This is a genomic window from Novipirellula methanifontis, from assembly GCF_052161655.1.
GTDB lineage: Bacteria > Planctomycetota > Planctomycetia > Pirellulales > Pirellulaceae > Novipirellula.
Genome location: NZ_CP197418.1, coordinates 1,198,066 through 1,212,498, shown reverse-complemented (window position 1 = coordinate 1,212,498; position 14,433 = coordinate 1,198,066). Strand labels below are relative to the sequence as shown.

General features: G+C 54.2%; 5 protein-coding genes. 3 read left to right on the top strand and 2 right to left on the bottom strand.

Annotation, left to right across the window (positions count from 1 at the left end; genetic code table 11):
- The first annotated feature begins 143 nt into the window (after positions 1–143).
- Together SH528x_RS04290 and SH528x_RS04285 are read left to right on the top strand one after the other, a co-directional pair.
- The gene (locus SH528x_RS04290) at positions 144–1,772 is read left to right on the top strand and encodes a hypothetical protein (RefSeq protein WP_442509292.1); all 1,629 of its coding nucleotides are present in this window, start codon (positions 144–146) and stop codon (positions 1,770–1,772) included.
- A gap of 157 nt (positions 1,773–1,929) precedes the next feature.
- Positions 1,930–3,570, top strand: a complete 1,641-nt coding sequence (locus SH528x_RS04285) for a hypothetical protein (protein ID WP_442509291.1) — start codon at positions 1,930–1,932, stop codon at positions 3,568–3,570.
- Positions 3,571–3,580: 10 nt separating this feature from the next.
- On the opposite strand, the gene SH528x_RS04280 is transcribed toward SH528x_RS04285, so the two are convergent.
- The gene (locus SH528x_RS04280; protein WP_442509290.1) at positions 3,581–7,996 is read right to left on the bottom strand and encodes an Ig-like domain-containing protein; all 4,416 of its coding nucleotides are present in this window, start codon (positions 7,994–7,996) and stop codon (positions 3,581–3,583) included.
- 184 nt (positions 7,997–8,180) lie between these two features.
- On the opposite strand from SH528x_RS04280, the gene SH528x_RS04275 reads away from it, so the two are divergent.
- Positions 8,181–10,064, top strand: a complete 1,884-nt coding sequence (locus SH528x_RS04275) for an adenylate/guanylate cyclase domain-containing protein (protein WP_442509289.1) — start codon at positions 8,181–8,183, stop codon at positions 10,062–10,064.
- Between the two features lie 145 nt (positions 10,065–10,209).
- On the opposite strand, the gene SH528x_RS04270 is transcribed toward SH528x_RS04275, so the two are convergent.
- Positions 10,210–14,430 (bottom strand): hypothetical protein, encoded by a 4,221-nt coding sequence (locus SH528x_RS04270; RefSeq protein WP_442509288.1) that lies wholly within the window; start codon positions 14,428–14,430, stop codon positions 10,210–10,212.
- Positions 14,431–14,433 lie beyond the last annotated feature (3 nt).

The window sequence follows — 14,433 nt, the reverse complement described above, 5'->3', positions numbered from 1 at the left end:
TTGTTCTAAACGTAACGGTAAGAGGGGGGTTGTAACACACTCTAGGCCAGCAATTCCAGCTTGCCGGTCCTTATCGACGAACAAACGAGAAATTGCGGGCACCTGAAATGCACCGCTGTCCTTTGATGTAGCGACGCAATCCTATGAACGCGATCCCAAAATTCCAAAAACGCCTGTATCAATTGGCGTCCTCAACCGCCTTACGGGTGGCTGTCATCCTTTTGTTCGGAATCGCATGTAGTGCTGGGCCCATTGCTGCCCAGGCACCTCAACCTCCTGGATTCCAATCTCCTAACGCCGGAAACTTCGCTGGCGATACACCCTCTGGGGCAGGCCAAGCACTTGATCCGCTGCAGAATTTTGGCGGACAGGCTGGGGGCGATTTTGATACATCCCAGTTTGACAACAATCCTGGGTTCTCGGATTTTGGGGCCACGCAAGGTTCGTATTCATTCGACCCCACGATCATTGGCGACTTCTTTGGCGGCGGTTTTTCGAACTTCCAAGGAACGCAAACCGTGACGTTTGCTCAAACCTTATCTGGCGACATTTTGTCGGGTGGACCTGGGTCAGCGAGTTCCATCATTGCCTATGAAGTCGGCATGGACTCGCCACACAACGATATTTTCACGTCGGGCACAGGCTTTGACAGCTCCGGAAACGGCTCCATCGATACCTTCTTTCTTGCCGAGCCATTGCCAACATCGGACGCCCCGACCTCGCCCGGTCCCGGCTTCGTTTTTGACCCGAGCACGGCGACGGCAGTTCATACGCAGGGTGCCGCAGATCCTCCGTCTGGATCCCCCATCCTTTACAACGATGGCGACAATTGGTTCGTAACCTATCAATACAACGGTGCGGTAGGCGGAAATCACTCTGAGTCGATCCCCGTTCCTGGCCCTGGTGTGTCCACACGACGCGTCAAGGTCGCTGAGAACTTTTCGCCTGCTGTACGTCATCGTGCTTATCTAAACTATAACTTTTTCAATGACGCCTTTGGTGGACTCGGCGACATCAGCCGCTACACACTCGGGATCGAACACGTATTGCTGAAAGATTTGATTTCAGTCGAAGTGCGATTGCCGACCGCGGCCACCTACGGCAGCACTCAGACGATTGGGGCACGGCAAGATCGCAACTTTGAAATCGGGAATCTGACGATCATCCCCAAAGGTGTGCTACTGTACGATCGCAACTATACCTGGAGTGCAGGCCTAGGCTTCAGCGTGCCAACCGCCGATGACACACGATTGCGTAGCAACGGACAAGACCTGTTGGTTGTTGAAAACGAAAGCGTTCACCTGCTGCCCTTTACCGGTTTGATGTACCGCTACAGCGACGATCTAAGCTTCCAAACCTACATGCAACTGGATATCGCCGCCAATGGCGATCCGATTCGCGGTAATCGTGTGAACAACACGCTTCCACTGATCGGAAAGTTTAATGATTCGACTTTGATGCATCTTGACGTGGCAGCAACGAAGTCGATCTATCGAAATCGCAATCGCAACTCAGGCTTCATTCAACAAGCTCTATTGAACACCGAGTTGCACTACACGGGAACTCTGCAAGATTCGGATGTGGTTTCCGCCGGTGGACTTCGTTACGCCAACTTGGCCAGCAACTTTAACATCGTCAACGCTACCGCTGGTGTGCACTTGGTCCTCAGCGACAAACTCGTGGTAACCCCAGCAATGTCGATTCCGCTGCGTGACGGGTTGGACGAACAGTTTGATTACGAGGCAATGGTACAGATCAACTACTTGCCGTAGCAATTTAGAAACGCAAAAAGGAGTGCATCGCCGGAACGTGGCAATTGCGTTCGCAACACTTCAATAGAAAGTCTTGGCAACTTTCGCTACGGTTGGGAACGCACGGGTGACGAAGACGAACCGTACCACCAACTATTGACTGTAACCACACGAATCGATGCCCCTGTTCTATTACCCTGCCTCAAGTCAACGCAATGTGTCACTCTCGATCGCCATGCGGATGGCAGTTGCGTTCATCATTGGAATCGTTTGCTGCAGCTCGACGGTCATCGCGCAAGAGCCCGAAACTCTGGACCTCCCCACGGCGGACCCAAGCAACATCTCGGGCGACGCGCTGCCTGGATTAGAGCAACCACTGGATCCGCTATCCGACTTTGGGGGTCCGACTGCAGGCGACTTCGATTCCTCGCAATTTGATACCAATCCAGGGTACTCGGATTTCGGAGCCACTCAGGGGTCGTTTTCTTCGACGCCCACCGTGATCGGTGATTTCTTCGGTGGCGGTTTCTCCAGCTTCCAGGGAACGCAGACGGTCACGTTTGCTCATTTGTTACCCGGCAACATTCAGGCGGGCGGCAGTCCAGGATCGCCGAACTCGATCATCGCATTTGAAATTGGCAGCGACTTTCCGCACGACGATATTTTTACCACCGGCACCGGCTTCGACAGCTCAGGAAACGGCGCCATCGACACATTCTTTCTGGCCGAACCGTTGCCAACGTCGGACGCTCCCACGTCGCCCGGCCCCGGTTTCGTATTTGACCCGAGTACCGCAACCGCAGTCCACAGCGCGGGGGCCGCAAACCCGCTGTCGCAAGAAGAGTCACCGGTCTTCTACTTCGATGGCGACAAATGGTTCGTCACCTATAGTTACAAAGGTGAAGTCGGCGGCCCCGGCACAGCGCCGATTCCCGTTCCCGGGCCTGGCGTATCCACACGACGCGTCAAAGTCGCCGAGAACTTTTCTCCGGCGATTCGTCACCGAGTCTACTTGAACTACAGCTTTTTCAATGACGCTTTTGGTGGCCTCGGCGACATCAGTCGCTACACGCTTGGGGTCGAGAAGGTCATGTTTGAAGATCTAATTTCGGTTGAGTTTCGATTACCGACGGCCGCTACTTACGGCAGCACCCAAACCGTGGGAACACGAGAAGATCGCAACTTTGAAATTGGGAATCTAACGATCATCCCCAAAGCCGTGCTAAGTTTTGATCGCAACTACATGTGGAGTGCGGGAGTCGGCATCAGCCTACCTACCGCCGACGACACTCGATTGCGTAATGGTAACGGGCAAGACTTGTTGGTCGTCGAGAATGAAAGCGTCCACTTGTTGCCCTTTACGGGATTGCTTTACCGAATCGACGAGGACCTTAGCTTCCAAAGCTACATGCAGCTGGACATCGCCGCCAACGGCGACCCGATCCGCGGGAACCGGATTAATGACACACTTCCAGTGATCGGCAAGTTTAATGATTCGACGTTGATGCATCTCGATGTTGCCGCGACAAGATCGATCTATCGCAACCAAGACCCTCACTCAGGCTGGATTCAACAAGCCCTGCTGAACACCGAGTTGCATTACACTGCGACGCTGCAAGATTCGGACGTTGTTTCCGCGAGTGGACTTCGTTACACCAACATGGCTAACCACTTTAACATCGTTAACGCCACTGCCGGCTTCCACTTGCTCGTCAACGACAAATTGGTGGTGACCCCGGCGATTGCGATTCCACTGCGCAACGGTTTAGACGAACAGTTCGACTACGAAGCGATGGTCCAGATCAACTACATGCCGTAGACGCGGGAAATTAAAACAACCCCGCTGCGAACACATCGTCAACCGCAGCGGTAAGTTCCTTCTCGTCATCGTCGGTTTCGAACCAAAGACTCTGCTCGCCTTGGCGAGTTTCCGTGGTTTGCCCGCGGTTCTCATTCAGATGATTGATGATAAGCAGAGCATCAAGCGGCGACGTGGCACCATCCAAATTGACATCGGTGGCCGCCCGCACCCGGGCCAATGATTCGCCTTCGGCCTTTCCCTGACGATTCAGCTGATTGATGATCATCAACGCATCATTTGCGGTAATTTCTCCGCTGGCGTTAACATCCATTCGCGTTAGAGGACTGAATCCAGGAACAACGCGAGGGAATGTGTAATCAACGCTCACCGAGCTTTGACCAACGACAATCGCGGCCTCGGCCACCTGCAATTTCAGCACCGTGACCGTGCTGGGCAATAATGGATCCACATTGTTTCCGCTCACCGCGCGGCGATACAGGTTCGCCACAGCAATCTCGTCGACACCATCTCGGTCGAAGTCGGCGACTGCCAAGTCGATAGGATTAAAGACATCCTGGATCGACTTGACCAAGCTGAAATTCCCAACACCATCTCCCGCAAAAACCTCGATCACGTCGTTGCTACTACTAGCGACAACGATATCGAGATGCAAATCGCGGTTGAAATCACCGACTGCGAGTTGCGATGCTTTAGCCGTCACTACAGTGCTAGAAACCAAGCGAATTTGCCCTTGTTCCAGACGTAGGATTCTCAGTGTTTGCTGTTGATCCAAGGCCAAGATTTCGTCCTGACCATCGCGATCAATATCGGCCAAAGTCACGTCGACATACTTGCTCGTCAGATTGGCATTCGATTCGCTACTTGATACTGCTGAAAAACTTCCGTCACCATTGTTCAGAAGAATGCTAATTTCACTTCCAGCATCGCTATTTGCGGCATCGCTTCCAATCGCAGTATCGTAACCGATTCCGACGACGACAATATCCTTGTCGCCATCACCATCGACGTCACCTGTCGCAACGGATGAAATCTGGGATACGTTGACAGGTAATTCTTGCGGTGCAAATCGCCCATCAGGTGCAAACAATGTCAATCCAGACTGGCGAAACGACGCGGCAACCACGGTGGGCAATCCATCTCCAAAATCTTCGACCACCACATCAATTGCACCACTTACGATCGGTAGTGATTCAAACGAATCATTGCCAAAGTAGACGTGCCCCCCTTCGCTCGGAAGCCCGATGGCTGCAACTGCGACCAACGACTTATCAAAACTTGATAAACTGGTGGGTGGGTACGCGAACACGGATTGCGGCCGATCGCCAAGTGTGACTTCTCGTATCAGCGACAAGTTCCCACCGACAACATCGATCACCGTGAGCGTTCCTGACAGATCGCTGGCGACGACCATCTCGAGATCTTCGTCATCATCCATGTTCGCGGCGGTAATCGACCGAGCCAACAGTCCGGCGTCCAATTGGCTGCGAATGACTCCGGGGTTATCAGGGATCGTTTGGCAGGTCGCAGGAATTTCCGCCACGATCACTGCTTGACCACTGACTAGTCCCGTAAAGAAATAGTCGCCATTCAAATCAGTCAGCGTCTCTCGCTCACCTGGGTCATTCGGGTCATTTGGGTTTCCTGGATCAAACGTTCGGTCACCATCGGCATCAATGAACACGCGTCCGTTCACCACCGCTTCGCCGCTATCTTCGCTGCCGTTGCCGTTGGCATCACAATAGACATGGCCGCCCACGCGAGCCGCGAAATTCAAAACCACGGTTCCCGTCGCAGTGTCGATGCCATCACTCAGTGTGTAAGTAAACGAATCACTCAGCCCGGCAAAACCGGGGTCGGGTGTGATCGTAATCGTGACTCCGTTGGACGAGATCGTTGCGCCGGCAACGGTGTTCAGCGGCAGATCGACGATGCTGAGGCTCTGGTTGGTTTCGTTGGCAGCACCGACGAAATCGTTCGCCAGCAAGTCAGATTCTAGAATCGTGAACGCTTGCCGCGTCGCGACATCAACGACATCGTTGCCTGCGATCGGCGGATCGTTGACAGCGGCGATGTCGACACGGACCGTCGCCGTAGCGGTTTGACCTAAGGAATTGCTGACGGTGTAGGTGAAAACGTCGATCCCAAACTCGTCGGCGCGAGGCAAGTAATTGAGACCGCTGCCGTTGGCTGCGATCGTTACAGTACCTCGAGTTGCCGCAGAAACGGCGGTGACGGTCAACGTTCCTGTAGGCAAGTCATTGGCAAGCACATCGATAAAGGTTAACGGGTCGTCTTCCTGGATCCCCAACGGATTGTCATCGACTGCTGTGACGATAACGGGCGGCGCTGCAATCAGCTCGAAAGCCCCGATGTCGGGAAAGGCTTGGCTATCGCCATCACCGTCCTGGGGTCGCACGGTTCCGCGTGCGTCCACTAGCACTTGCGTGTTTCGAGCAGCATCAATCGCTGGACTTTGCGCCCCGAGTGCCCGGGTGAAGACCGGCCCACCATTGTCTTGAAGGGGGCCTAATTGTGGATCGGTATTATTTAAATCGCTGGGATCATTGAATCCCATGCTTAGCCCGCTATCGAGATTACCGCCCAAGGAGACGAAGGTGCCCGGCAAAGCAATCCCATCGCCGCCGGAAAAGATACTCGCTTCGATCGAAATTGGTTCGCCTTGAGCGGCAATGTTGGATCCCGCACCCGGGGATTGGTTGTCGGCGATCGTTGAAAAGGTAATCGAATGCTGGACGCCCGGTGCACTCGCACCCACCGCGATGCCGCCGCCTTGTTGTCCCGATTGGTTTCCAGTGACAGTGACGTTGGTTAGATCAAAACCGCTATTGGCAAACCCCAATCCCCCGCCGTCCGCTGCCGATTGATTACCCGCAATTGTCACGCTCGATGCGGTCAAGATTGGATTGCGTAGGTTCCCGAGTAAGCCGATACCGCCTGCTCGACCGGCCTGAGCAGTATTGGAGGATATCGTTGAATCAGTAATCTCAATATCAAAATCAATCGCGCCAATGCCGCCCGCTTCCGTCTCCGAAAAGTTGTTAGCAACGGTCGAAGAAACAATCGTCAATTTTTGAGTTAGCGAATTGCTCACCGCACCGATACCAGCAGCACCTGGGCCTTGGTCCGAGGTGGTTAGGTTGCCATCAATCGTGGAATTCTCAATGCTTAGATCGACATTCACCAATGCGATCCCACCGGCACTGGGAGCTTGGTTTTGCAGAATGTCCGCATTGCGAATCGTGACGGCTCGGTTGGCGTCGGGTTCCGCAAGAAACGCGATAGCCCCACCACCTTGATCGAACTGGTCACCTTGACCGAGCACTCTATTCTGCAGAAACGTTGTACCGTCAATGGTGCCGTTAACGTCCACGGCTTCGAAACCGCCGGCACCCGCGAAAGCGGTGTTCGACTCGAACCGGCCACCGGTGACACTGAACGTCAGATTCTGTTGCGTGTCGCCAAAGAAATACAAACCGCCGCCGCCCGAATCCGCTCCTAACGCTTGGTTGCCAATAAAATCTGTATCGGTAAGCGTAATCGAGGAACCTTGGAAATAGACGCCCCCGCCCGAATCAGCTGCGGCATTATTGTCAATAACGACCGTGTCAAAAATGGCGTTGGAATTGAGGCCAAGGACGGTGACGCCGCCCCCGATCCCGGACCCTATATTGGTATCGCCGGTTGAATTGTTTTGGATCGTAGAGTTGCGGACGGTTAGGGTTTGGGGTTGGTCCGTGGTGGAAAAATCAATCCCACCTCCATGAGCCGTCGCAGTGTTCCGGCGAATGATTGAATTTTCGATTGTCACATCCACGCCAGCTTGGATACCACCGCCGGACGAGGTGAAGCCGGGAAATTGGGCATTTTCGTCAGCACGGTTGTCCTGCAGAATCACACTACGCAACACTAACGAACCGGAACCGAAGATATTAATTCCGCCACCCCCGGAACCATCATTGGCAACCCCATTTTGGATCGTCAGATTTTCCATCGTCAACGTGAACGGAGTCCCGCTGCCAAAAATATCGAAGCCTCGTGAGAGGCCTCCGCCATCAATGACGACTGTACCCGGCCCGTTGCCAACACCAACGAAATCGAGATCTTGAGCTTCGAAAAGATCAAAACTGCCAAAATTCGGATCGATATTGTACGTGCCTGCCGGGATCTCAATACGGTCCGCCCCTGGATTGTTGTCCGCTGCGGCAATAGCGCCGCGAATCGAACAAGTCCCATTGCCTGGCGCCGGGGATGCGGCACAGAAACTGGTCTGTGGATCGGTATCCACGAGTGTATCGACGACGAACGTCGCCAACACACGGCGGGACTCTAAGGACTCGACCAACAGACGGCGACGTGAGCTGCGAGCAGCTCGCGAGTCGCGACGCATCGAAAAACGGGGCATGGATTCGTCTCGGGGCTAAAGAGTTCCCGCTAGGATAGGGTATAACGCTATTGTGAAGCTAATTGCTGAGGTAGGATGCTGCAAGTAAATTGCGTATCACCGTACTGAGATGCCCCCTTTTTCGAAGCATTCGTTTAGCCGAAGCTCCCTTGCTTTTAACCGAAGTTCCCTTGAGGTCGTTGTAGTGAAATTCGTTGACGTGATTGTCAAATTGGGAAATGAGACCAACCACGTCTACAAGGCGAGTCTGCCTCTTGAGATTGGCCGGATGGATCACGGCGAAGAATTGCTGCGAACCCAGAACGTCGGTAATGGCAATTTCCGCCTCGCCGTCGCTCCGATCGATATGATCGGCGTTTCGCGGCGTTCAATGAGGGTGGAGGACAACGGCGATGGCGGCCTGCGCCTAGTTAATATCCACTCAACCAACAGTTTTCAGGTCAGCGACGAAAATCTGGTCGTCGGCCCCGGTCAATCGCTTTCGGTCTCGGGCAACGCTACCGTCAAATTGCCTCAGCAGTTGATGCTGACCTTCACATTAAAGTCCATGAACGCACCGGTCGAATACGACCGATCAATGCGGACGCTCGAAGCCGTCGAATCGAGCATGACGCTGGGTGCGCATGACGCACGTCTTGGCCAACTGAAAAGCGAAGCAAGTGACAAGAATCCTGCCGCAGTCGCCGTCAGTCTGGTGCGTCAAGCACTCACCGTGGTGCAAAAGGCCGCTGGGTCGAACGAATTTTTCGAAGCGGCGGTGAGAGCGGTTGCCAACATGATCGAACTCGATCGTGCCTATGTCATTCTGTTCTCAGCCAATCACTGGACCGTACGGTCAATGTTTTCGCTAGAGTCCGACTCGTCGATCAACTTCACCGACAGCACAACCGTCGAACCCCTACCGTCGGGCAGCACCCGACTGTTGGACAACGTGCTGCAATCAAAAAAGACAGTGATCTACGAACCCGATAGCTATCTGCAAACTGCCGGCTCGTCGATGATCAGCCTTGATCGCGCCGTTGCCGCACCCATGTTCAATAAGGCGGGTGAAGTGATCGGCGTTGTTTATGGCGACCGACGCGTCGTGGACGACCGCAGTAACGAACCGATTGGTGAGCTTGAAGCGACGCTACTAGAAGTCATGGCAAGTGCGGTCGCCTCGGGATTAGCACGTCAACACGAAGAATCGTTGCGTGCTTCGTTAACTCAATTTTTCTCGCCTGCAGTGACCGAGCGACTCGAGAAAAACGAAGATCTGCTGCTTGGACGTGATGCCGAAGTAACGGTGTTGTTTTGTGACATCCGTGGGTTCAGTGCCGTATCCAAACGCGTCGGCCCCGCACGTACGATCGAGTGGATCAATGATGTAATGACGGAACTGAGCCAGTGTGTGATCGAAACCGATGGTGTTTTGGTCGATTACATTGGCGACGAATTGATGGCGATGTGGGGAGCCCCCGCACAACAACCTGATCACGCACTGCGTGCTTGCCGGGCGGCTAATTTGATGCTGAAACAGATCGAACCGCTTCGCAAGAAATGGAGCGACATCACCAGCGACCAGTTCGGCTTTGGAATCGGAATCAACACGGGCGTCGCACAAGTGGGCAACACCGGATCGAAGGTCAAATTCAAATACGGCCCGCTCGGTAACACCGTCAACGTCGCCAGTCGCGTGCAGGGGATGACGAAGGCATTTGGGGTACGTGTGTTGCTAACATCATCAACACTCGATGAAGTTGAGAAGTGCCAAGGTGCTGCAAACGAGATCGTGCTGCAGACGCGTCACTTGGCGGACGCCAAACCGCTCGGGATCAACGAAGTCGTGACGCTGTACGAATTAAATCCCGATGCCGACCCGAATTGGCAACAGATGCGTCTGAGTTACGAAAAGGCACTGGACTGTTATCACAAAAGTGACCTTGCCGGCGCCGCCAAGGAACTCGCATCGCTGGTCTATCAAAACGCCAACGACACCCCGAGTGTGTTACTGCTAGGCCGAGTCGTGGACGCGTTAACACACAAGAAAACCGTGGTCGATCCAGTATTCGTTTTCGATCACAAGTAGCCGGTGATCCGCGACGCGTGAGCGGCCGGTTTTTTGGTGTTACCCGATGTCTTACGTCCCGCGACTGACAACCGCGTTACCCGGTGCCTTACGGCCCACGGCTCACAAAAGTCGAAAGTCTTGGCGACTTTCGCTACGAGTAAAGCTAGTCGGAAATCTTGAAGCGGACGCCGCCTAGCTCTTCGGGAAAATCGTAAACCTTGGAATCAAAAATGTCGTCGCTGGTGAACCATGGTTTGCCATCCGGACGCCGATACATTTTCTCGGTCTCGGTCTTGTTTAACGGACGAGCTCCGATGCGGCCGAAGACCGCGATCTGATTGCCGCTCTCATCGACCGCTCGGTCACGGTCCATTCCTCGGCTGATCGCCAACGCATGCCCGTCTTTAGGCAGCTTGTAAGTGGCGACGAGATACGGTTGCGGACGAGGACTGAAGCCATCGTTTCCATGTATCTCAGGACTTGTCAACTGGATCACTCGCAGGCCGTTTTCACCATCGGCCACGTAAGCAAATTGGCTGACGTTGGTAATCCCAAGCTGGACATCGTGTGCATCGTTGATACAGCCATTCGCGTCGTAGATCTGATCCACGTGAGCATGAAGCGGATTCTCGACATTCAAAATCGCCAGCCCATGTTTTCCAGCCGCAACATACGCATAGGTCCGTGCGACGTAGATGCCGTGAGCATCTTCCAATGGAACATGATGAACCACGTGCGGATGTCCAAGGTCAGTGCAATCAAGCACCTTCACCCCTTCTTTGTCGGTCACAAATCCGTAACGGAACTGAACTGCGACGCGGTGTGGATGCTCGAGTTCTTCGTGCCCAATCACACTGCTGATCTTAGGTTTTGTGGGGTCATCCAAATCGACCACGACCAAGCCTTCTTCACAGCAAATGTAGGCATACGTTCCCACGATTGAGATCGATTCGGCTCCGTCCAGAATTCCATCGGGATTGAACGTCAATGCTCGCTCCAAAAAGTTGTTCAGCGGATTGCCGTCAAGCAACGTGCCGGCACCAACCAAAATCAGACCTTCTTCTTTGTCGGTTACATAAATGTAGGCGTACAAAGGATGCACTGCGGACTCTTCGTTCGCAGGATCTTGTTTGCGAGTCGGATCGGGTGCGATCGTGCTCGGTGCGGCGACACCGGTGGCATGTTTCGTTCGCACATAGAACCGTTGCCCCAACGGCGAGACCGGTGCGGTCGTGATTCGCTCACTAAATGCCTTGTGATCGATAAACGCGATATCAAAGACGCGGAAGCCGCCTTCACCACAAGCGGCATAGATGTACTCGCCGCGGTGCTGAAGATCCAAGATCTCCGGCTTTCGATAACGCAGCGACAAGGTTTCCAAAATATCGCGTCCCGGATGCTCGTGACTGTGCTCGAGCTCGCGGTCGTGCTCAAGATGTTCTTCGTAGTTCTCTGGATAGGCAAGCTGATGCAGCGAACTACCGATCACCGCTTGCGGTTCGGTATCCTCGGTCACCACGACGGCTTCGAAACCATGTTCGCCAGCGGCAACGTAACAGTACTTGCCAATAAAATTGGTATACCCCGTCCCTTGCATCAACAACTGGGTCATGATCGCGTTGTTGTCATTGGCGGCCGAAAGATGGCAATCGGTACAGCTCTTCGTTTCATAAACGCCGCCGTGACCTGGATCGGTTTCGTTGATCAAACCGGCACCGCCGCGAACGGTATGCGGAACATTGGTACTGAACGCAATTCCGCTCATCCCATCGCCGCTAATCGTTTGCTGTTGAGTGTAGATCGCTTCACGATTGGCGTTGTAACTGGTCACGTGAATCGCACAGCTACTGCGAGCGGGGCCAATTCGATTTCCAGTCACCGTTCCGTCGCGAGCGAGCATAAAGACATCGTCACGCAACGTTTGAAAGTTGTAACTGGTCCTGTTTCGTGTCACGTCGCCATCGTAATGCAGTTCCGGCGATTTAATATTCGCTCGTTGCGGCAAATGGCAACCGAAACAACTCGGATTCCACGAACTGTGGCAGGCGATGCACGACATATTCTCGTTACGGTGAGCACAGCCCAGCAGATCATCCTTACTCGTGCCGCCCCAAGTCGGACGTCCGTCGGCCCCCATCCGCACCGTTTTGGCGGCATGCGAACGAGCGTTGTAATCGGGATGGTCGGGGCGAACGGTATCGGCCGTTTGTTTGACCTCCCAATACACATCGGGTTCGACGGTGCTGCGCTGGATCAATCGCGGTGATTTACCGGGTTCACGCAGAATCTCGAAGCGTGGTTTGTCGAAGGTCGTACTCAACGTCAACAGATTCGTGCCACCCTTGGGCGCCGCAGGACCGCTGGTAGGTAGGCGAGCGACTTGGCCGGCTTCGAGTTGTTTGTCGACTTTTTCAACCAACGATTCTTCGGCGGTACCGTGGCAATCGATACATTGAATCTCGATCGCCGCGCGGACTTCGCCATACAGTTTCGTATTGCCGTGACTGTCTTGATAAAAATGGCAATCAACACAGTGCATCCCTTTTTCCATATGGATGTCCTGCATATGAACCGGCGCATCGGGGCGGCATCGGCCAACTTCTTGTTCGGTTGGCGTGGACGGTTTAACCGCCTCTTGCAGCTTTTCGGTTGACACTTCGGGTAGCGGATCGTTCTTCCAATCCAACAACGTGCCGTGACGATCTTTCTTGAACACTGCTCGGTACACCCAGCCGTGGCCATGGAAATCCGCAAACTGCGTGTGACGCAAATGAGGGTTCAGGTCGCTGACGTTGGCCAAAAATTCAGGGTCGCTCCAGTGCCCTCGCGCAGCCGCTTCGTTCGGATTTGACTCGGTCGCACGAATGTATTCTTCGGCGGTCAATTCCTTTTGTTCTTCGGGATACATCAACTCGCCATCGGTTTCGTTATCCCACCACATGTAGCCGAGATAACTGTTCAACACGTTGGTGCCCGGGTGAATGTGACACACCATGCATTGGCTAGTCGGCATTCGCAATTCAAACTTGTGCTGGATCGGGTGTCCCGGTTGGTCCTTGGGAATGGTCGGGTCAATGTACTTGACCCATTCATCTCGCTCGGCCGCCGCGGTACCGCCATTTCCGTATTTGGCCAAGAACCCACTTGCCGTGGGACTGCGGTCGTTTGCGTACAACACGTGACAGGCGCTACAACCGCTGCTGCGATAGTCGCCGGGATGGTCATTGGTTCCAAGGAAATTCAGTGTCGGATCGAGCAGACGAGTTTTCGCCAAACCGATGTAGACAGGGTCGGTCCGGTTTTCAGTTCCCAACCCTCGCAGACTCAATCGCTCGCGGGGACGGCCTGGTTCTTCGAGTCGTTCGGGGATACCGATCTCGGGACGGAAGCGACCACCACGTTCAAAGATCCGCAGCACGTTACCGGGCTGGCTGACCTGATAAGGAATCAACGGGTTCAGTGATGCCAAGACTCCCTTGTGACGAATTTCGTATTCGGTGGGCGGCGGAACGGTCTGCATGATCTGAGGCTTGCCGTTCATGCTGTACGATTCGCCGTGCTGGGCTCGCTTGTCGCCCGTGGCACCGTTGTTGTAAAGAGCGGCGCCCCACAACATACAACCGTTGGTCATCATGCTCTTGCGAAGCTGCAGCACCTCGTTAGCGTGACATTGTCCGCACGCGATATGGGCAACGCGTAAATCACCAGGGTTCATAAACCGAATGAACTCGGGGTTCTCGTGATTCAAAATCGTGTAACTGCGAACTGGATTGGCCGAATCTTTCCAGGCAGCTCCGTACTGAGGCCAAATATGGGCAGTACGAATATCGGTCGCCGTAGCATCGCCGCCGTGACAATCTGTACACCCAATTTGAATCGAGTTAATGGGATGCATGTGGCCAACATCGGTGTGGCAATGAATGCATCCGACACTTTTTGAGTGAGCATCGGCGGCGGTTTGACGAGCGAGATCGTCAAAACGGAGGTCTTCGGGAATCGGATAGGACGAATTGTCGGCGATCCCCAACCGGCGTGCTAAATCCCATGGATCTTCGCCGCGGCGTCCAATGTCAGGTTCACTGGCTCCGGCAACGCGTGCTTTGCCGTGGTAGCTTCCCGAAGGAAATGGAATTTTCTCCGCCGGAATATTCTCTGGCGGAATGTTGGGTGGCCCTGCGGTGACGATCGTCCCGGGAATGGTGTCCGTGCCGCTGGCCTGAGTGACGCCTGGATTTTGCGTCCGCGGTGCTGTTTCCGCCTGACGGCTGGATTGCAGAAAATCACGCAGCGTCGCGATTCGCTCTTGCGGCGATTGGGCCAAACCTATCGAGGGTTGGACCAGAAAAACAAATAAAGTCAGCTGAAATATACGTCGGCAGTTCATCAA